The organism is Allocellulophaga tsushimaensis (assembly GCF_055383085.1).
In genome coordinates this window covers 3,718,168-3,740,295 of the sequence record NZ_AP039451.1, presented here as the reverse complement: position 1 = coordinate 3,740,295, position 22,128 = coordinate 3,718,168, and the positions used below count along the sequence as shown (strand labels likewise).

Genomic DNA, 22,128 nt, shown 5'->3' with positions numbered 1-22,128 from the left:
GATTTCTAAGAAATCAAAAGTACAGTATTTATTTTGTTCATAATTATTACAGCTTACCTGTTTTTTTTATGAACACAGATTCTATTTTTGTAGCTTTTTAATCATATGAATCAACTTAAAGTAGGAGATAAAGTGTATAATGTAAAACAAGATGGTTTTGCAGATTTTGCTAGATATTCTTTTTCAGAAGTAATAAGACTTACTAAAACTTTAGCGATTTTAAAAAACGGAGTACGCTTGTTAAACCAGCCTAAAACTTCCTATATTATCAGTGATATAGGATATTCGGTCTATAAAAACTACGGAACACATTGGCATCTAGTTACTTTACAAGCTATTAGAGATGCACAAATAGAGAATGCTAAAATAGCGGCTTATGATTGGTTTGAAGAAAAGGAGTTTACCATAAAAGAGAAGCAAATTATTTATCAAGAATTTAAAAAAATGGAATCCTAATTTAATTCACAATCAGACACGCTGTTTTAATACACATAAAAACCTCTTATGATACTATTAATTTCTCCAGAAAACGATATCCCTAATGAAATTGATACCTTACATCAACTTTTTAAAGCGGGTTTAATACATTATCATTTAAGAAAACCTCATAAAACTATTCAAGAATATGAGAGGTATATAGCACAGATCTCACCTGAATATCATAAATATGTGATATTGCATAATTTCCATGAACTTATAGAACAGCATCACAATTTAAAAGGAATTCATTTAGAAGAACAAAAATGGAGAGACACAGCAGATGGTTTAAACAACTATGTTCTTCATTTTAAAAAAAATGGAAATACCGTTAGCAGCTCATATCATGAACCAGAAGATTTAGAAAAACAGCCAGTGATTTTTGATTATTATATTTTAAGCCCTGTTTTTGGTGCGATATCAAAATCTGATATGAAAGGGCGCGGATTTGATGTAAGTCATATGTCAAAATTTATTGTAGGTATGGGTGGTATTAATGCGCATACAACCCCAAAAGCATTAGCATTGGGTTTTAAAGGAGTAGGTGCATTAGGAGGTATATGGAATAGCACAGATCCAATACAAAGTTTTATAGACATTAAAAAAGCGCTAGAAAAATAGCCTTCTACAGCTTAATATTTTTTAACTCATCATATCAATTTGCATATGTAAACTCAAAATTGTAGTTTTAAAAACTTAATATTTTAGTTTACAATGATTCAAACTAACCTTAAATTTATCAGAGAGGAGAAAGGCTTTTCCCAGGAGCAATTTGCAACAGCTTTAAACTGGACAAAATCTAATATCGGCTCCTATGAAGAAGGCAGAGCATTACCTTCTATAGATAAATTAATTCAACTTTCAGATTTTACTAAAATTCCTATTGATATTTTGGTGCGGAATGATTTGAGAAAATCTGGGGCAACATCATTTATTGAAGTGGGTAATCAAAGAGTTTTATTTCCGATACTAGTAGATAGTGATGATGAGAATTTAATAGAAATTGTTCCAATAAAAGCTTCTGCGGGTTATTTATCTGGGTATGATGATCCAGAATATATAGAACAATTACAAAAAATAAAACTTCCATTTTTGCCAACAGGTAAACACAGAGCATTTCCTATTAAAGGAGATTCTATGCTGCCCATGAAAGATGGTTCTTTTGTTGTAGGGCGTTTTATAGAAGATAGGAGTGAAATTAAAACAGGCAGAACTTATGTGCTACTTACTTTAAATGACGGAATGGTATATAAGCGGGTAATGAATAATATTGCTTTAAATAGCTCTTTATTATTAATGTCTGACAATAAAACGTATCATGATTATAGTATTCCTATAGAAGAGGTTTTAGAATTATGGGAATTTACCTGTAGTATTAATACGCAAGAATACAGTGAAGAAGAACTAAAATTAAGTAGCATAATGAATATGTTTAATGCATTAGGAGTAGAATTAAAAGCTTTAGAAAAGGTTTTAAAATGATGTACAGTATCATAGATGTAGAAACAACTGGTAGTACCAATCGTATTACTGAAATTTCTATTTTTAAGTATGATGGTGATCAAGTGGTAGATGAGTTTACCTCTCTCGTAAATCCAGAAATACAAATACCTGTGCATATTACTGTTCTAACGGGTATTGACAATGCTCTAGTGGCAAAGGCACCTACTTTTAGTGAAATTGCGCAGCAAGTACTAGAAATTACAGAAGACAGTATTTTTGTAGCACATAATGTAAATTTTGATTTTAACGTAATTCAAAAAGAATTTCAATTAGTAGATATAGCATTTAAGAGAAAGAAGCTATGTACTGTTAGACTTTCTAGAAAACTTTTTCCAGGATACAAATCGTATAGTTTAGGGAAATTATGCAAAGCTTTAGAAATTCCATTAAAAGACAGACACCGTGCTAGGGGTGATGCTGCCGCTACAGTTGTGTTATTTGAACGTTTGTTAAACGCTCCAGATGCTCAAAAAATATTCAATTCTTTTTTAAATAAAAATTCTCAAGAAGCTACGTTACCACCTAACTTGCCTAAAAAAGTATTTAATGCCTTACCCAGTCTTCCAGGTATTTATATGTTTAAAAATAAAAAAGGAAAGATCATATATGTAGGAAAAGCTAAAAATATCAAAAAAAGAGTTCTGAGTCATTTTTATAGTAAAACCCAGAAATCTATAGATATGGTTAGAGAAATTGCAGATATTAATTTTGAGCAATCAGGAAGCGAATTAGTGGCTTTATTAATGGAAGACGCTGCTATAAAACATTATTTTCCTATATACAATAGCGCTTCTAAAAGAGCACCTCAATCCTATGGTTTATATAGTTATGAAGATAGGAATGGTGTTATACATTTAGCTATAAGTAGTACTAAATTAGTGCAACACCCAATAATTACTTTTTTTACTAGTGCAGCTGCTAGAGCCTATTTAGAAAAGAGTTGTTTAAAGCATAGCTTATGCCCTAAGTATTGTCATTTGCAAGAAGATGTAAAAGAGTGTAACCATTATAAGATAAAAAATTGTAAAGGCATATGCAAACAAGAAGAATCTATTGTTGCTTATAATGATAGAGTAGCACAAGCTATACAAGAAATTAATGCTACTATTTCTAGGGATATTATTTTAAAAGAAAAAGGACGAACTAATGACGAAGATGCATTTATTCTTATTAAAAAGGGGGTTTATGTTGGCTATGGTTTTGTAGAACGAACAGAGACAATAGCGCATACAGATGATTTAAATAATTTTTTAATTCCACAAAAAGATAATATAAACGTGCAAAAAATACTGAGGAGTAAATTACTCTCTGTTCCATTATAAATTTTATCACCTAGTTTAGGACTCAATTATTTAAATGTTAAGAAGTGTATTCTAATTGTTTTGTATTGAATGTAGGGGATCTGTTCTGAGGTAGTTTATGAAATTAAAAGAAATTATCTACTAATTTTTTTCTTCCAGTAGGTAGTAAGCATTAGAATTAAATTACTATCACTAAAACCTTTTCTAATTTTTTTGAATGCTATTGCCATTTGTGCTTCTACAGTTTTTACGGAGATGTTTAATTGTAGTGCAATAGTTTTATATTTTATTCCTTCAACTTTGTTTAAATGAATAATTTCTTTACACCTAGGGGGTAGAGAAGCTACAATCTCTTTCATTTTTTGAATTCTTTTTTCTAAAAGCTCATTGTCTTCCAGTATATGGTCTCTTAAAGCACGTTCCCATATAACATCTAAATTTTTTTCTCGTTTTTTAGTCAATTTTGTGGTATCAATAAAACCGTTATAGGCAATAGTATAGAGGTAATTTTTTGGAGAATTACCTTCTCTTAATTTTGTTCTATTTTCCCAAAGATCAATAAAAGCTTGCTGTACAATATCTTCAGCTTGCGTTTTATTTTTTGTATATGAAATAATATAGGCAAGGATGCGATTGTAGTAAGATTCAAATAAATATTTGAAACCTGCTTTATTACCCTCCTTTAAAGCCTTAACAGCTTTTATATCATCCATATAAATTAAAACTTACTAAAATAGATTCCTCTAAAATATAAAGATTAGAAAAAAAATAAATAATTGTTAGGGGTTTTTTTTCTTTTTCAGTAATAATAATATAAGGTATTATTATAAAACAATTAAAAACAGATAATATTGTGAATTCTATAATCATTAAACTTCTTGATGGGTCTATTACAGCAATAGAAAAAGAACAACTTCTAAAATGGCTCGAGGATTCTGAAAATCAATTGATTTTAGAAAAAATTATTAAAGAAAATAACGATTTAAATCTTGCAACATTAGATGATGATGTATCATCTGCTTATGAAAAAGTAATTAGCAAAATAGAAAAAACAGATAAACCAGTAAAAAGATTACTCCCAGTTTGGGTAAAATATGCAGCGGTAGCAGCTGTTATTTTAGGTTTTGCATTCCTATATCAACAAAATGCTAGTGTAGAAAGTAAACCTAATGATGGTATAGTGCTTAAAGAGGAAGCTATTATCTTAAAGCTAGCTAATGGAGAAATACAAACTATAGATGTTTCAAGTACAAAAGAAGTTAGAGATAAGAACGGTATATTAATAGGCAACCAGACCAAAAGTCAATTGAATTATAGTGCTAATACTTCTAATAAAGAGCTTATTTATAATACATTAGAAGTGCCTTATGGCAAAAGATTTCAATTGGTTCTCTCAGACGGAACAAATGTGCATTTAAATGCAGGAACTTCCTTAACCTATCCTATTAATTTTGTTGCTGATCTCCCAAGAGAGGTGTTTTTAAAAGGAGAAGCTTATTTTGATGTTATGGAAAATAAAGAAAACCCTTTTATAGTACACGCAGAAGAAGTTAATGTAAAAGTTTTAGGGACAGAATTTAATGTTTCTTCTTATCAAGAAGATAAGGTGTTTAGCACTGTTTTATTGGAAGGGAGTGTAGAAGTATATCAAAATGATACAGCACTGAATGATAAAAATAGCATTATAATAGTTCCAGAACAAGGAGCTTTTTGGAATACAGTGGATAAAGAAATGACAGTATCCAAGGTAAATACTAGTCTATATACCTCATGGAGAAGTGGAAGCCTTAAACTTAAAAACACCCCTTTTAAAATTATACGTAAAAAGCTAGAGCGGCAATATAATGTTCGTATCATTAATCATAATAAATTATTAGATGAACAAGTGTATAATGCACATTTTGACATTGAAGATATTGAAGAAATTTTAAAAATTCTAAATGAAAGTTACTCAATTAACTATGAGATAAGAAATAATGAAATTATTATTAATTAAAACCAAAACATGAAATAAAAAAGTAAAAAAGACTCAAAAAAAATCGAGAAATGCGCTAACATTTCTCGATCAAAATAGAGTCAATCAAATAGGCGTCTAACCAATTAACTCAATACTAAATTATGAAAAACTTTCCTAAGGTGGAGGCAATTCACCTTTATCGATTAAAATTTGACTTAAAAATGAAGTTAACCACTTTACTTCTCTTTACAACTCTATTACAATTACAAGCCAATATTGGCTATGGACAAAATCAAAAAATATCATTAGATCTTGAAAATGTAAGCATAGAAAAAGTCTTTGATGAAATAGAGTATTTAACTGAATTTAAATTTTTTGTAAATACAGCTGAAGTAGATCTAAAAAGAATTGTTTCAATAAAAGCCAAGAACGAAAGAGTACTACAAATACTTAATAGACTTTTTAATGCTAATGAAGTTGTTTATAAGGTAATCAATAAACAAATTGTTATAAAAAAAGCATCAGACTTAGGGGGTGGAAGTACAAATTCATTATCAAAACAACCTAATGATACATCATTACAAATGGCCATTAGTGGAAAAGTAATAGATGCTAACGGTTTTCCATTGCCAGCAGCAGCAGTATACATAGAAGGAAAAATAGAGGAAGGAGTTGCAACAGATTTTGATGGTAACTATGAAATAACTGTTAATAATGGAGATATTCTTGTTTTTTCTTTTGTAGGGTATTTTCCAGAAAAAATAACAGTAACTGATGGAGTAGCTATAATAAATGTTACTTTAAAAGAAAATGTAAGCTCTTTAGATGAGGTAGTGGTAGTGTCTACAGGATATCAAACTATTTCAAAAGAAAGGTCTACAGGGTCTTTTGAGCAAGTAAAAGAACAAACATTAGGTGTAAAAACAAACCAAAGTATCTTTTCTAAGATAGAAGGTGAAGTAACAGGGGTTACAACAGATGTAAACGGAAATTTTATCATTAGAGGGATTAGTACTATAAGTGCAAATACAGAACCATTAGTAGTGGTAGATGGTTTTCCAATAGAACAAGGAGTGAATACTATAAATCCTAATGATGTAGAAAGTATTACAATTTTAAAAGATGCTGCTGCTGCTTCCATATGGGGTATTAGAGCAGCTAACGGTGTTATTGTTATTGTTACTAAAAAAGGTAACCGTGCTTCTGGCCTTTCTATAGAAGCATCTGTTAATACAGCCATTACGCCAGAACCTAACTTACTAGATGCACCTATTGGAGATGCGGCTACGCAGATTGCGTACCAAAGAGCGCTGGTAGATGGTGGTTATTATAACCAAAATCAATTACCTTCAGATACGTTAAATGTACTAGCATTACGCGTTCTAAATCCCGCGGCAGAAATTTTATTATTACAAGAACGTGGAGATATAACAGGAGCAGAAGCAGCATCTAGACTCCAACAATTAAGCACTATAGATAGTAGAAGAGAATATGCAGATATAATACAAAGACCAGAAATTTGGAGACAGTATAATCTTGCTATTTCAGGAGGTAACGAAAAATATAATTTTAGATCCTCCATTACCTATAATGGTAACGATAGACAGAATATAAATACCAACGCAGATCAGCTTGTAATTAACTTTACCAATGTCTACGATTTAACCAAAAAGTTAAAATTAAATGGTTCTGTTAATTTTTCGCAATCCAAAGAAAGACTTCCTTTTTCTTTTGTGAATGATGGTGTTTCTACAACTGGAAATCGAATTGCAAATGCGGCTCAGTTTCTTGAATTTGTTCCTGTTACACAGCAAATCTTAGATAATAATGGAAATTTTGTACCTATGGGTGGACCATTGAGCTTTGGGTTAAATCAACAAAGTTCTGATTTGGCGTTAAGTAATGGACTTCCATACGAATGGACCTATAATCTAAAACAAGAATTAGATAATGCAGATAATGTAGCAAGGCAAACAGCTATACGTTTACAAACAGGGTTGCACTATGAAATTTTTAAAGGACTTGATTTTAGTACTACTTACCAATACGAATGGTCACAAAATAGCCTCCGGAACTTTTATAATGAGAATACGCATTTTACCAGAAACAGAGTAAATATATACACACAATTAGATGCTATGGGGCTAGCAACTTCAAACCCTATTCCTCTTGGAGGTATTTTAGATGAGTCTTTTGGCAATCAAAAAGCATATACCTTTAGAACACAATTAAACTTTAACCGTTCTTTTGTGGATAGGAAACATGATATTACGGCGATAGCAGGTTACGAAGCGCGTAGAACTTCTTTTGAAAATTCAACGAGCCGATTATATGGGTTTGATGATCAAACATTGATTAATGTGTCGGTAGATTTTGTAACACAATTTCCACGGTCTCTTGGAAATAGAATAGACCCAATACCAGATAATAGCAACGTTGAATTTATTGAGAACAGATTTATTTCTTATTATGCCAATGCAGCCTATACCTATGATAATACCTATACCATTTCTGCCAGTACCCGTTTAGATGATACCAATCTTTTTGGTGCTTCAGAAAAATTTAAAAATATTCCTTTATATTCTGTAGGTTTAAAATGGAATATAACAAATGATCTATTTACGGATAGTGATGCTATTAATAATTTAAACCTAAGGGCTACCTATGGAATTAATGGTAATGTTGATAGAGGTACTTCACCTTTTTCATTAGCCGTGTCAAGAATTAATTTTTTTCCTTTTCTTAATGCAAGAAGTCTTACTATCAACAATGCACCAAATCCAGAATTACGTTTAGAAAGGACAGAAACCATTAATCTAGGACTAGACTTTTCGCTCTTTAATAATTTTATGAATGGTAGTTTTGAATATTATAAAAAAGATAGTGAAGACCTTTTAACGGCCAGCAGTCTTAATCCCACTTTAGGTTTACCACGAACTTTTTTTAATGTTGGTTCATTGCGTAACGAGGGGTTAGATATCAACCTTAATTTTAAAATAGCGCAATCAAATAATTTTAATTACACAACAACAACTAACTTTAGTGTAAATACCAATACCTTACTCGAAGTAGACCAAAGCAGCAATGACATTAGAGATTTTATAAATGGATCTCTTATTGCGCCAGATATTGCTTTACAAACTATTTATAGTTATAATTTCGGAGGGTTGGATCGTAATGGTGCACCACAATTTATAGATGAAAATAATAGCATAGTTGATGTATCAACTGGTATTGGCAATACGGATGCTCTTATAGAAGAGGGGACTTTATTACCAAAATATTATGGTTCTTGGATTAATGACCTTAGTTATAAGAATTTTTATTTAAGGACATTATTTACATTTAAGGCTGGTCATGTGTTTAGGAATTCTACAGGTAGCTTTATACCATCCTTTGCTCCAGATATTAATGTAGCCTCAAATTTTAATGACCGTTGGCAAGTGCGCGGAGATGAAAACCGCACAAATGTACCCGCATTGCCTTCCCAAAACGAATCTTTTGCGCTGGGCTATGCGCAATATGGAGACACGGATATATTCGTGGATAAAGCAGATCATATACGATTTAGTCAATTAAATTTTGGTTATAATTTCAATACACCTGAAATCTTGGAGCGTTTGGGTATCTCATCTTTAAATATTGGGTTGCAAGCAGATAATATTGCGGTTTGGGATTTTAATAAATGGGGCGTAGATCCAGAAAGCACTTTTATTCCCAGAAGACCAACCTATACGTTAAATATTTCTGCATCATTCTAAAAATACAAATATGAAAAAAATTATAAATAATACATTGCTTTTAATACTATTTATTAGCATAAGTTCTTGTAATAGAGAAGAATTCCTAGATATACAACCAAGAGGGTTTGTAATACCATCTACAATAGAAGATTTTCAACAGTTACTAGATAATACAGAAGTTTTTTTAATTAGTGATTTACCCCCGGATATTGAGTTAACCTTGGAGGAGCGACGTAACTTAGGTATTACAAATGGCTTTGCGCAAAAGCATAGTATTACCAGATATATGTCAGATAATTCTATGTTTACCGATGATTTAGCTGATGCCTTCTTTTTTGGGCCAATAGAAACAAGAGCTTACCTTTATGATGAAACAATCTATAACCCTAATGAAAATGATGGAGATTGGGATAATTATTATGGAGACATTTACTTGGCTAATATTGTCATAGAGGGTTTAGAGACAGCCGAAGGTGAAGTTACGGAGAAAAATAACGTAGAAGCGCAAGCTAGATTGCATAGGGCTTATGCATATTTTGGTCTTGTAAATTTGTATGCTGCACATTACAATGCTCAAACAGCTAGTACAGATTTAGGGGTGCCCATACGAGAAGGAATTAGTTTTGATAATGTAGATTTAACCAGAGCATCTGTACAGGAGGTATATGATTTAATTATAGAAGACCTTCGTTTTGGTATTGAGAATTTAGAAGATTTGCCTGCCGATAATTTAGTTTTTAGGCCTTCCAGAGCAGCTGCCCATGCCTTGTTGGCAAGGACATTTCTATATCAAGGAAGATATGATGAGGCATTGAATGAGGCCAATAATGCTTTGACAATTTTTGGTGCGATACGAGATATTAATAATGATCTCATACAGCCAAATTTTGGAATACGGTTTGCACCAGACGCCGCAAATGATCCGCAAATACTTTGGTTTAAAACGAGTTTAAATCCTTTCGCCAATCAAGTAGCTTCAGACGAATTATTAGGTCTTTATGAAAATAATGACCTAAGACAAGAATGGTATATTCCTTCTAGTTCGTTTTTTGGAGGTGATTTTCAAGCTCTATTTTTTGCACAAGATTTAGTTACACTTGGTGGTGGAGATGGTATTAATACCCCAGAAATTTATTTAATACGAGCAGAATGTAATGCACGCTTAGGAAATATTGCCGCAGCAAATGAAGATTTAAATGCGCTAAGAGTGAATCGTTTTTCACCAGATAATTTTATCCCGGTGAATATTACAGATCCACAAGCATTGCTACAATTTGTAAAGGATGAACGTAGACGCGAATTCCCAGTAGATGAAGAGCGTTTATTTGATATTAAACGCTACAATTTATTGGATAATGATGGGATATCACTTACCCGTTCCTTAAGAGGGCAGACCAATACTATTGAACCTGGTAGCCCAAGGTTTGTCCTTCCAATAGGAAATCTCTACATACAAACCAATCCAGAAATAATACAGAATCCTAGATAAGCTAAAACGATACCGATGAAAAAAATAATATATACTATTACCTTGATTAGTATTTTCTTTTCCTGTACTAAAGAAGATGAAAAACCCCTTATTGTACAGATAGAAAATTTAACAGCAAACTTACCTATCAATGCTAATATTGGTGATGTTATTGGCGAATTTAATGGAACTTCTAATCAAGGCTCTTTAAAATATACGATAATGTCTCAAACCCCCAGTGGTATTTTCACTCTTGGTGAAGATTATGGGGAACTTATTGTAGCTACTGATGCTGTAGACGAACTAGCTATTGGCACTACAGTTCTCTTAGAAATTAGTGTGCGTAAAGATGCTATTACCCAAACTGCTATGGCAGAAGTTACGGTAATTGCTCCACCGCCAGATGTTAGTCCATGGATTGGTCCTTTGTTGGTTGTACAGAGCGAAGGTGGACTCCCGTTTTTCCCTCCAGAAGTACAGGCCATAGCCGAAGCAGGGGATCAAGCTGGTATTTTGGTGCTAAGTGGAACGGATCCCTTTGGCTTGGCTTGTGCTGATTTTTCTCAAGTAACTCTAATATTTGGTCCCTTAGAAACAGCAACAACAGGGCCTGTGACCCTGCAAACAGCAGATTATCCTTGTGCTCCCAATTTTGTTTTGCCAGCTTTACAAGGGCAGGGTTCGTATGATTTAACAACCAATACCATCACTCTGGAATACGCCGTGCCCGATTTTGGATTAGCAGGAGTAAAAACGATTGTACCAAATTGAGTAAATGTTTTGAGTTATACAGAGGTCAGGGTATTAAGAACTATATAAAATAGAATCTCCATTTTCTCTAAACCAAATTTTCAAATTCCGAAAACGATTTTGAATTAGTCTATTAACAAGTAAGAGAGATGATAAAAGGTTGCTGTTTTATCACAGTAACCTTTTTAAAGGTAACATTAATTTAAATTTATATTCATTAATCTTTAGCATAAAAAATAATATACCCTTTAGAATGTAACTAAACCAATTATTTATATGTTTCATATTGATGAATATTATAATTTATTAAAATAATAAATAAAAAAATGATAAAAAAAATAGTACCAGTATTATATATTGTAGGAATGTTATTTACTTCTTGCAAAAATGAAAATCTAACAAACTATAGTGTTGTTTATGGGAAAATAAAGAATAATGAAGCTAAAAGTATTATCATTCGTACAGATAATACTGTTATAGATTCAATAGCTATTGCCCCAGATGGTAGTTTTAGGGATACTTTGTATCTAGATTCAAAAACCTATCAGGCGATAACCGAGCAAAACAGGTATGATTTGCATCTAGAAGCGGGTTACGATCTTAAAATAAACTATGATGCCAATGACCTACATAATAGCATTCTGGTAAGTGGTGAAGGTGCGGTTATAAATTCCTATTTATTTGCCAAAATGAATAAAAAGGATGAATTACAAAATGAAATGCGTAGTTATTTAACGCTTGATGAAGAAAGCTTTGTAACTAAAATCAAAGATAATAATACAGCTATAGAAGCTTTATTAACATCAAATAATACAATTCCTGAAACATTTGTAAATTATGAAAAAAGAAATTTACATTATGAGTTTCTTGGTTCTATGAATGTTTATAAACAAATGCATGGTTTTATTGCGAATGATCCAGAATTTAAAGTCTCTAAAGCTTTTTTAAAAGAATTTGAAAATTTGGATTATAATAATGAAAAAGATTTTGAAGCTTTTGATAGCTATAAAAATCTTGTAAATAATTATTATGCGGATAAAGCATATAAATTAGTAAAAAAAGAAGGGCTTGATGAAGGAGTTGCATCAATGCAAGTTTTTGCTACTATAAAAAATGAAACTATTAAGAATGCATTGTTATTTGATAATGCAAAATATAATATTACATTCACAACAGATTTAGATGAGTATTATAAGAAGTATCTATCTATTTCCACCAATACAGCACATGAAAATGAGATCACAAAAATATATAAAGAATTAAAATTATTAGACGAAGGGCAACCGTCTCCTAAGTTTATAGCCTATGAAAATTATGCGGGCGGAACACAATCGCTTGATGATTTTAAAGGAAAGTACGTGTATATTGATGTTTGGGCTACTTGGTGTCGTCCTTGTATTGCAGAAGTACCAGCCTTAAAAAAAATAGAAAAAGAGTATCATAATAAAAATATTGAATTTGTAAGTATTTCTACAGATAATAAAAATGATTATGAGAAATGGAAACTTATGGTTAAAGAAAAAAGCCTTGGAGGCATTCAATTATATGCTGATAACTCTTTTGATTCCTCTTTTATACAAGAATATAAAATAATGGCAATTCCTAGATTTATTTTAATCGATCCTCAAGGGAATATTATTTCCGCTAATGCTCCTAGACCATCAGAAGCAGAACTAGTTCAATTATTTGATAAACATAATATTTAATATTATTTTAATCTATACCCTCAGAAATTTAAACTGAGGGTATTTTTATATACTGTTTTTTAACTTTAAAATTGTAAGTTGAGATACCCTACTTTTTTAGCGGAATCTTGGTTACAAATCCTCAGCCTTTGAGGTTATTTCCTTATGCTGTGTCCAAGTCTTGTCCAGAGATTTACTCCCTTTTATTTGTATTTATAACTGTAAGCGTTTACACATCAACACTTTATTTGCCAAAAGTACTTTAAAGTTAGTTTCCCTTTGTGAATGTAAAATCCTATGAATAATGGGAAGTATTGAGTGTTAATAATTCCTTTTCAGCACTATTTTTTCAGTTTCACAAACTTTTAACATGTTAATAGATAGTATATGCAGTTATTTTTGTCTGTATCTGTAGATTGGAGGAGTTGTATTAATTCCGCTTTTTAGAAATCTTAAGAATTACTAATTAAAATAATTATTGTATGAAAACAAAATTACTAAGAAAATTTATGCTTTTTGCAGCACTTATACTCTCGGTGGGTATATATGCACAAGCAGATCCAGTGTTTACAGCACTGAACCCTAGTACACAAGAAGTAACGATTACAAATATTGGAAATGCATCAGTAGATATTGGAAGTTATCAGTTATGTACAGATGGCTTTAGATATGATGCAATATCTTCTTTAACTACAGCGAGTACTTTATTAGCAGCAAATACATCAATTACAGTTTCTTGGAATGATATTCCAACCGCTGGTAATGGAACCTTAATGTTATTTGCTAACACTAATTTTAACTCATCAAGTCCTGATGATGTATTAGATCATGTACGTTGGGGTAATAGTAGTTTTAGAGTAGCACAAGGTGTTGCAGCAGGCCGATGGAGTTCAGCAGATGATAGTGTAACTTGCCCAGCACCATATAGTACAGGCGGAACCAGAGGCGGTAATTCAATAGCATGGGGTGATGCAGATGGAGGTACTATAAGTCTTAATGTGGCACAGACCAATGCATTAAATGTAAATGGAACCACTCGTATCGATGGTGATTTAGCAGTGAGTATTTGTGTAGATGGTCGTCCAGATCCAATCGCAGTAAACCATGTTACTCAGGCCACGAATCGTTCTTACCTATATGTAATTACGGATGATAGTCCAGAGGAGAACATTTTAAATATAACAGCAAGTAATGAGATCAGTTTAGATGGCGCCGGAGTAGGCACATGCTTAATCTGGGGTTGGAGTTATGCTGGATTTGGTGGTGTAGCAGGATCATTAGCGACCTTCCAAGGGAGACCTTTACAAGAGATGCGCGATGCTGATTGTTCTTCTGTATCAGAGCAGTTTGTTACAGTAGTAAGAGAAGTTGCAGATGCAGGAACTATCGCTATAGATATAACAGCAACGGGTAATCCAAATAGTACTACAGTAGTTACTGATGAGTTTAATGCTAGTATTTGTGTAGATGGTAGAGCAGATGATATTATCGTTAGCCACAATACCCCATCTACGAATCTAACCTACATGTATGTAGTTACAGATGATAGTCCACAGGAGATGATTTTAGCTATTACACCAAGTAGTGCTATAGATTTAGATGGCGCAGGCCCAGGCACATGTTTAATTTGGGGATGGAATTATCGCGGTTTAGATCAGGCCTCATTTGTAGGTCAGCCATTACAATCCTTACGTGATGCTGATTGTTCAGATATCTCCACACAGTTTATTACTGTAGTAAGAGAATCGGCAAATGGAGGTACCGTATTTATTGATGAAACAGCTACAGGCGATGCACAGGGAACAACAACGATAAACAATGCTACGTCAGCGACTATTGTAGTTGGTGATGCTATTGCAAATCCAATTGTAGTAGGTCATAGTAATCCAGGCTCAGAGACTTTATCATACAGATATGTAATTACAGATCAGGCTACAGGTTTAATTTTAAATGTAGTAGCTACCAATAGTATAGATTTAAATGGTGTAGCACCAGGGATTTGTGAAGTTTGGGGCTGGAGTTATAGAGGAGTACCTAATAATGGATTAGATCAGATAGGGGAACCTTTATCTGCATTAGACAATTTAGATTGTTCAGACATTTCAGATAATGCAGTAATTATCGAACGTGTAGGCGCAGTAGCACCACAAGGAGCAGAAGCAGTGTTTACAGCACTGAACCCTAGCACACAAGAAGTAACGATTACAAATATTGGAAATGCATCAGTAGATATTGGAAGTTATCAGTTATGTACAGATGGCTTTAGATATGATGCAATATCTTCTTTAACTACAGCGAGTACTTTATTAGCAGCAAATACATCAATTACAGTTTCTTGGAATGATATTCCAACCGCTGGTAATGGAACCTTAATGTTATTTGCTAACACTAATTTTAACTCATCAAGTCCTGATGATGTATTAGATCATGTACGTTGGGGTAATAGTAGTTTTAGAGTAGCACAAGGTGTTGCAGCAGGCCGATGGAGTTCAGCAGATGATAGTGTAACTTGTCCAGCACCATATAGTACAGGTGGAACCAGAGGCGGTAATTCAATAGCATGGGGTGATGCAGATGGAGGTACTATAAGTCTTAATGTGGCACAGACCAATGCATTAAATGTAAATGGAACCACTCGTATCGATGGTGATTTAGCAGTGAGTATCTGTGTAGATGGTCGTCCAGATCCAATCGCAGTAAACCATGTTACTCAGGCCACGAATCGTTCTTACCTATATGTAATTACGGATGATAGTCCAGAGGAGAACATTTTAAATATAACAGCAAGTAATGAGATCAGTTTAGATGGCGCCGGAGTAGGCACATGTTTAATCTGGGGTTGGAGTTATGCTGGATTTGGTGGTGTAGCAGGATCATTAGCGACCTTCCAAGGGAGACCTTTACAAGAGATGCGCGATGCTGATTGTTCCTCTGTATCCGAGCAGTTTGTTACAGTAGTAAGAGAAGTTGCAGATGCAGGAACTATCGCTATAGATATAACAGCAACGGGTAATCCAAATAGTACTACAGTAGTTACTGATGAGTTTAATGCTAGTATTTGTGTAGATGGTAGAGCAGATGATATTATCGTTAGCCACAATACCCCATCTACGAATCTAACCTACATGTATGTAGTTACAGATGATAGTCCACAGGAGATGATTTTAGCTATTACACCAAGTAGTGCTATAGATTTAGATGGCGCAGGCCCAGGCACATGTTTAATTTGGGGATGGAATTATCGCGGTTTAGATCAGGCCTCATTTGTAGGTCAGCCATTACAATCCTTACGTGATGCTGATTGTTCAGATATCTCCACACAGTTTATTACTGTAGTAAGAGAATCGGCAAATGGAGGTACCGTATTTATTGATGAAACAGCTACAGGCGATGCACAGGGAACAACAACGATAAACAATGCTACGTCAGCGACTATTGTAGTTGGTGATGCTATTGCAAATCCAATTGTAGTAGGTCATAGTAATCCAGGCTCAGAGACTTTATCATACAGATATGTAATTACAGATCAGGCTACAGGTTTAATTTTAAATGTAGTAGCTACCAATAGTATAGATTTAAATGGTGTAGCACCAGGGATTTGTGAAGTTTGGGGCTGGAGTTATAGAGGAGTACCTAATAATGGATTAGATCAGATAGGGGAACCTTTATCTGCATTAGACAATTTAGATTGTTCAGACATTTCAGATAATGCAGTAATTATCGAACGTGTAGGCGCAGTAGCACCACAAGGAGCAGAAGCAGTGTTTACAGCACTGAACCCTAGCACACAAGAAGTAACGATTACAAATATTGGAAATGCATCAGTAGATATTGGAAGTTATCAGTTATGTACAGATGGCTTTAGATATGATGCAATATCTTCTTTAACTACAGCGAGTACTTTATTAGCAGCAAATACATCAATTACAGTTTCTTGGAATGATATTCCAACCGCTGGTAATGGAACCTTAATGTTATTTGCTAACACTAATTTTAACTCATCAAGTCCTGATGATGTATTAGATCATGTACGTTGGGGTAATAGTAGTTTTAGAGTAGCACAAGGTGTTGCAGCAGGCCGATGGAGTTCAGCAGATGATAGTGTAACTTGCCCAGCACCATATAGTACAGGCGGAACCAGAGGCGGTAATTCAATAGCATGGGGTGATGCAGATGGAGGTACTATAAGTCTTAATGTGGCACAGACCAATGCATTAAATGTAAATGGAACCACTCGTATCGATGGTGATTTAGCAGTGAGTATTTGTGTAGATGGTCGTCCAGATCCAATCGCAGTAAACCATGTTACTCAGGCCACGAATCGTTCTTACCTATATGTAATTACGGATGATAGTCCAGAGGAGAACATTTTAAATATAACAGCAAGTAATGAGATCAGTTTAGATGGCGCCGGAGTAGGCACATGCTTAATCTGGGGTTGGAGTTATGCTGGATTTGGTGGTGTAGCAGGATCATTAGCGACCTTCCAAGGGAGACCTTTACAAGAGATGCGCGATGCTGATTGTTCTTCTGTATCAGAGCAGTTTGTTACAGTAGTAAGAGAAGTTGCAGATGCAGGAACTATCGCTATAGATATAACAGCAACGGGTAATCCAAATAGTACTACAGTAGTTACTGATGAGTTTAATGCTAGTATTTGTGTAGATGGTAGAGCAGATGATATTATCGTTAGCCACAATACCCCATCTACGAATCTAACCTACATGTATGTAGTTACAGATGATAGTCCACAGGAGATGATTTTAGCTATTACACCAAGTAGTGCTATAGATTTAGATGGCGCAGGCCCAGGCACATGTTTAATTTGGGGATGGAATTATCGCGGTTTAGATCAGGCCTCATTTGTAGGTCAGCCATTACAATCCTTACGTGATGCTGATTGTTCAGATATCTCCACACAGTTTATTACTGTAGTAAGAGAATCGGCAAATGGAGGTACCGTATTTATTGATGAAACAGCTACAGGCGATGCACAGGGAACAACAACGATAAACAATGCTACGTCAGCGACTATTGTAGTTGGTGATGCTATTGCAAATCCAATTGTAGTAGGTCATAGTAATCCAGGCTCAGAGACTTTATCATACAGATATGTAATTACAGATCAGGCTACAGGTTTAATTTTAAATGTAGTAGCTACCAATAGTATAGATTTAAATGGTGTAGCACCAGGGATTTGTGAAGTTTGGGGCTGGAGTTATAGAGGAGTACCTAATAATGGATTAGATCAGATAGGGGAACCTTTATCTGCATTAGACAATTTAGATTGTTCAGACATTTCAGATAATGCAGTAATTATCGAACGTGTAGGCGCAGTAGCACCACAAGGAGCAGAAGCAGTATTTACAGCACTGAACCCTAGTACACAAGAAGTAACGATTACAAATATTGGAAATGCATCAGTAGATATTGGAAGTTATCAGTTATGTACAGATGGCTTTAGATATGATGCAATATCTTCTTTAACTACAGCGAGTACTTTATTAGCAGCAAATACATCAATTACAGTTTCTTGGAATGATATTCCAACTGCTGGTAATGGAACCTTAATGTTATTTGCTAACACTAATTTTAACTCATCAAGTCCTGATGATGTATTAGATCATGTACGTTGGGGTAATAGTAGTTTTAGAGTAGCACAAGGTGTTGCAGCAGGCCGATGGAGTTCAGCAGATGATAGTGTAACTTGCCCAGCACCATATAGTACAGGCGGAACCAGAGGCGGTAATTCAATAGCATGGGGTGATGCAGATGGAGGTACTATAAGTCTTAATGTGGCACAGACCAATGCATTAAATGTAAATGGAACCACTCGTATTGATGGTGATTTAGCAGTGAGTATTTGTGTAGATGGTCGTCCAGATCCAATCGCAGTAAACCATGTTACTCAGGCCACGAATCGTTCTTACCTATATGTAATTACGGATGATAGTCCAGAGGAGAACATTTTAAATATAACAGCAAGTAATGAGATCAGTTTAGATGGCGCCGGAGTCGGCACATGTTTAATCTGGGGTTGGAGTTATGCTGGATTTGGTGGTGTAGCAGGATCATTAGCGACCTTCCAAGGGAGACCTTTACAAGAGATGCGCGATGCTGATTGTTCTTCTGTATCAGAGCAGTTTGTTACAGTAGTAAGAGAAGTTGCAGATGCAGGAACTATCGCTATAGATATATCAGCAACGGGTAATCCAAATAGTACTACAGTAGTTACTGATGAGTTTAATGCTAGTATTTGTGTAGATGGTAGAGCAGATGATATTATCGTTAGCCACAATACCCCATCTACGAATCTAACCTACATGTATGTAGTTACAGATGATAGTCCACAGGAGATGATCTTAGCTATTACACCAAGTAGTGCTATAGATTTAGATGGCGCAGGCCCAGGCACATGTTTAATTTGGGGATGGAATTATCGCGGTTTAGATCAGGCCTCATTTGTAGGTCAGCCATTACAATCCTTACGTGATGCTGATTGTTCAGATATCTCCACACAGTTTATTACTGTAGTAAGAGAATCGGCAAATGGAGGTACCGTATTTATTGATGAAACAGCTACAGGCGATGCACAGGGAACAACAACGATAAACAATGCTACGTCAGCGACTATTGTAGTTGGTGATGCTATTGCAAATCCAATTGTAGTAGGTCATAGTAATCCAGGCTCAGAGACTTTATCATACAGATATGTAATTACAGATCAGGCTACAGGTTTAATTTTAAATGTAGTAGCTACCAATAGTATAGATTTAAATGGTGTAGCACCAGGGATTTGTGAAGTTTGGGGCTGGAGTTATAGAGGAGTACCTAATAATGGATTAGATCAGATAGGGGAACCTTTATCTGCATTAGACAATTTAGATTGTTCAGACATTTCAGATAATGCAGTAATTATCGAACGTGTAGGTGCAGTAGCACCACAAGGCGGCGATGCAGTATTTACTTCATTAGATCCATCTACAGATCAGGTAACGATTACTAATATTGGCGATGCATCAGTAGATATTGGAAGTTATCAGTTATGTACAGATGGCTTTATCTATGCAGCTGTTAGTAGTTTAACAACAGCTTCAACGGTATTAGCACCTAATACTTCTATTAGCGTAACTTGGGAGCCTATCCCAACAGCAAGTGGAACCTTAATGTTATTTACTAATAGCAACTTTGGATCATCGGATCCAGAAATCTTAAGAGATTTTGTACGTTGGGGAAGCACCAGTAGTTTTAGAATAGCACAGGGAGTAAGTTCAGGTAGATGGAGTTCAGCAGATGATAGTGTAACTTGTCCAGCACCATATAGTACAGGCGGAACCAGAGGCGGTAATTCAATAGCTTGGGGTGATGCAGATGGAGGTACTATAAGTCTTAATGTGGCACAGACCAATGCATTAAATGTAAATGGAACCACTCGTATCGATGGTGATTTAGCAGTGAGTATTTGTGTAGATGGTCGTCCAGATCCAATCGCAGTAAACCATGTTACTCAGGCCACGAATCGTTCTTACCTATATGTAATTACGGATGATAGTCCAGAGGAGAACATTTTAAATATAACAGCAAGTAATGAGATCAGTTTAGATGGCGCCGGAGTCGGCACATGTTTAATCTGGGGTTGGAGTTATGCTGGATTTGGTGGTGTAGCAGGATCATTAGCTACCTTCCAAGGGAGACCTTTACAAGAGATGCGCGATGCTGATTGTTCCTCTGTATCAGAGCAGTTTGTTACAGTAGTAAGAGAAGAGGCAGACGGCGGAACAGTAGCTATAGATTTAGACGCGACGGGTAATCCAAATGGAACTACAAGTTTCAATGGTGATACAGAAGCAGTAATATGTATAGATTCACGTCCAGATCCAATTGTAGTATCACATGTGAATCCAGGTGCTGAGAACTTATCATATAGATATGTAATTACGGATCAGGCAACAGGTTTAATTTTAAATGTAGTTGCTACCAATAGTATAGATCTTAATGGTGTAGCACCAGGAACTTGTGAAATCTGGGGATGGAGTTACAGAGGTGTACCAGGAAATGGATTGAATCAGGTAGGTGAACCATTATCGGTATTAGATGATTTACCATGTTCAGATATTTCAGATAATGCAGTAATTATTATCAGAGAAGCTGCAGAAGCAGGTACTATTGCAATAGATGTTACAGCAACAGGTAATCCTAATGGAACTACTGAAGTAGCTGCGGATGGATCTAGTGCTACAATTGTAGTAGATGGTCTTGCAGATGATTTAATCATAACAAGAGATACACCATCAGTAAACTTATCATATAGATATGTAATTACTGATAATAGCCCAGCAGCAACAATCCTAAATATCGTAAATAGTAATACTATTAATTTAGATGATGAAGGAGTAGGAGTGTGTCAGATATGGGGATGGTCTTACAGAGGATTAGATCAGGATTCATTTATTGGAGAACCTTTACAAGCTTTACGAGATGCCGATTGTTCAGATATTACTGATGATAGTATTAGAGTTGTTCGAAATACTGGCATAGGTAATCAAAACTTTACAATAGAAGCTATTGGTGAAAGTTGTGAAACTAGTGATGATGGATCTATTACAATTAGTTCTGTAAATGATTTAACGTACAATGTAACGGTAACTTTTAATGATGCAGCACTTGTAACAAGAGAATTCACAAGTACAACAACATTTGCAGATTTAGAGCAAGGAACGTATACGGTATGTATTACTACTGATAGTGTAGATGGATTTGAGCAGTGTTTTACTGTAGTAGTAGATGAACCTCAAAACTTAGATGTTATAGAGAATTTATTTGGTAATGCAGTTACACTTCAGTTACGAGGAGGCGTAAATTATGAAATTGATCTTAATGGTGAGTTATTTACAACAACTGATACTGAAATCACCCTTGATTTAGTTGCAGGAGAAAATAAATTATCTGTACGAACTGATAAAGATTGTCAAGGAATATACACTAGTAGTATTATGATTAATTCAAATGAGTTTACGGTATTCCCTAATCCAGTTGAAGATAATTTAAATATACTATTTGATAGTAATACAACTCCTGAAAACAGTACAGTGATCATTTATGATATTGCTGGAAAATCAGTTAAAAGTTATATCGTTGATACACCTTCTGTACAAACATCATTAGACGTATCAGATTTACCAGCAGGATTATATATCTTGAGTGTGAATGGAGTGAATAATGTTAAAATTTTAAAGAAATAATA

At 34.4% G+C, this 22,128-nt stretch carries 11 protein-coding genes; 10 read left to right on the top strand and 1 reads right to left on the bottom strand.

The features are described 5' to 3' along the window. Positions 1-105 precede the first annotated feature (105 nt). The 4 genes from ACZ451_RS16045 to ACZ451_RS16030 all read left to right on the top strand — a co-directional run bounded on the left by ACZ451_RS16045 (position 106) and on the right by ACZ451_RS16030 (position 3,302). Complete coding sequence (locus ACZ451_RS16045; protein ID WP_464214227.1) at positions 106-456, top strand: pyruvate kinase; 351 nt, start codon at positions 106-108, stop codon at positions 454-456. A 48-nt stretch (positions 457-504) separates the two neighbouring features. Beyond that, the gene (locus tag ACZ451_RS16040) at positions 505-1,098 is read left to right on the top strand and encodes a thiamine phosphate synthase (RefSeq protein WP_464214225.1); all 594 of its coding nucleotides are present in this window, start codon (positions 505-507) and stop codon (positions 1,096-1,098) included. 93 nt (positions 1,099-1,191) lie between these two features. Then, positions 1,192-1,959 (top strand): XRE family transcriptional regulator, encoded by a 768-nt coding sequence (locus ACZ451_RS16035; protein WP_464214223.1) that lies wholly within the window; start codon positions 1,192-1,194, stop codon positions 1,957-1,959. Further along, complete coding sequence (locus ACZ451_RS16030; protein ID WP_464214221.1) at positions 1,956-3,302, top strand: exonuclease domain-containing protein; 1,347 nt, start codon at positions 1,956-1,958, stop codon at positions 3,300-3,302. The genes ACZ451_RS16035 and ACZ451_RS16030 overlap by 4 nt, the downstream gene beginning before the upstream one ends. Positions 3,303-3,415: 113 nt before the next feature. Here ACZ451_RS16030 and ACZ451_RS16025 read toward each other — a convergent pair whose 3' ends face one another. Continuing rightward, positions 3,416-3,994, bottom strand: a complete 579-nt coding sequence (locus ACZ451_RS16025) for an RNA polymerase sigma factor (protein WP_464214219.1) — start codon at positions 3,992-3,994, stop codon at positions 3,416-3,418. A 140-nt stretch (positions 3,995-4,134) separates the two neighbouring features. Here ACZ451_RS16025 and ACZ451_RS16020 point away from each other — a divergent pair, with 140 nt between their 5' ends. From ACZ451_RS16020 to ACZ451_RS15995, 6 genes are all read left to right on the top strand, one after another. Next, positions 4,135-5,277, top strand: a complete 1,143-nt coding sequence (locus ACZ451_RS16020) for a FecR family protein (protein WP_464214218.1) — start codon at positions 4,135-4,137, stop codon at positions 5,275-5,277. A 182-nt stretch (positions 5,278-5,459) separates the two neighbouring features. Continuing rightward, on the top strand, positions 5,460-8,999 hold the full coding sequence (locus ACZ451_RS16015; protein WP_464214216.1) for a SusC/RagA family TonB-linked outer membrane protein: 3,540 nt from the start codon (positions 5,460-5,462) through the stop codon (positions 8,997-8,999). Between the two features lie 10 nt (positions 9,000-9,009). Next, positions 9,010-10,470 (top strand): RagB/SusD family nutrient uptake outer membrane protein, encoded by a 1,461-nt coding sequence (locus ACZ451_RS16010; RefSeq protein WP_464214214.1) that lies wholly within the window; start codon positions 9,010-9,012, stop codon positions 10,468-10,470. A gap of 15 nt (positions 10,471-10,485) precedes the next feature. After that, positions 10,486-11,220, top strand: a complete 735-nt coding sequence (locus tag ACZ451_RS16005) for a cadherin repeat domain-containing protein (RefSeq protein ID WP_464214212.1) — start codon at positions 10,486-10,488, stop codon at positions 11,218-11,220. Positions 11,221-11,525: 305 nt separating this feature from the next. After that, positions 11,526-12,905, top strand: coding sequence for a TlpA family protein disulfide reductase (locus ACZ451_RS16000; protein WP_464214210.1), 1,380 nt, complete (start codon positions 11,526-11,528; stop codon positions 12,903-12,905). Between the two features lie 461 nt (positions 12,906-13,366). After that, positions 13,367-22,126, top strand: coding sequence for a T9SS type A sorting domain-containing protein (locus tag ACZ451_RS15995; protein ID WP_464214208.1), 8,760 nt, complete (start codon positions 13,367-13,369; stop codon positions 22,124-22,126). Positions 22,127-22,128 lie beyond the last annotated feature (2 nt).

Coding starts and splice junctions, on each gene's coding strand:
- ACZ451_RS16045 (WP_464214227.1), top strand. CDS start 106: ATGAATCAACTTAAAGTAGGAGATAAAGTGTATAATGTAAAACAAGAT.
- ACZ451_RS16040 (WP_464214225.1), top strand. CDS start 505: ATGATACTATTAATTTCTCCAGAAAACGATATCCCTAATGAAATTGAT.
- ACZ451_RS16035 (WP_464214223.1), top strand. CDS start 1,192: ATGATTCAAACTAACCTTAAATTTATCAGAGAGGAGAAAGGCTTTTCC.
- ACZ451_RS16030 (WP_464214221.1), top strand. CDS start 1,956: ATGATGTACAGTATCATAGATGTAGAAACAACTGGTAGTACCAATCGT.
- ACZ451_RS16025 (WP_464214219.1), bottom strand. CDS start 3,994: ATGGATGATATAAAAGCTGTTAAGGCTTTAAAGGAGGGTAATAAAGCA.
- ACZ451_RS16015 (WP_464214216.1), top strand. CDS start 5,460: ATGAAGTTAACCACTTTACTTCTCTTTACAACTCTATTACAATTACAA.
- ACZ451_RS16010 (WP_464214214.1), top strand. CDS start 9,010: ATGAAAAAAATTATAAATAATACATTGCTTTTAATACTATTTATTAGC.
- ACZ451_RS16005 (WP_464214212.1), top strand. CDS start 10,486: ATGAAAAAAATAATATATACTATTACCTTGATTAGTATTTTCTTTTCC.
- ACZ451_RS16000 (WP_464214210.1), top strand. CDS start 11,526: ATGATAAAAAAAATAGTACCAGTATTATATATTGTAGGAATGTTATTT.
- ACZ451_RS15995 (WP_464214208.1), top strand. CDS start 13,367: ATGAAAACAAAATTACTAAGAAAATTTATGCTTTTTGCAGCACTTATA.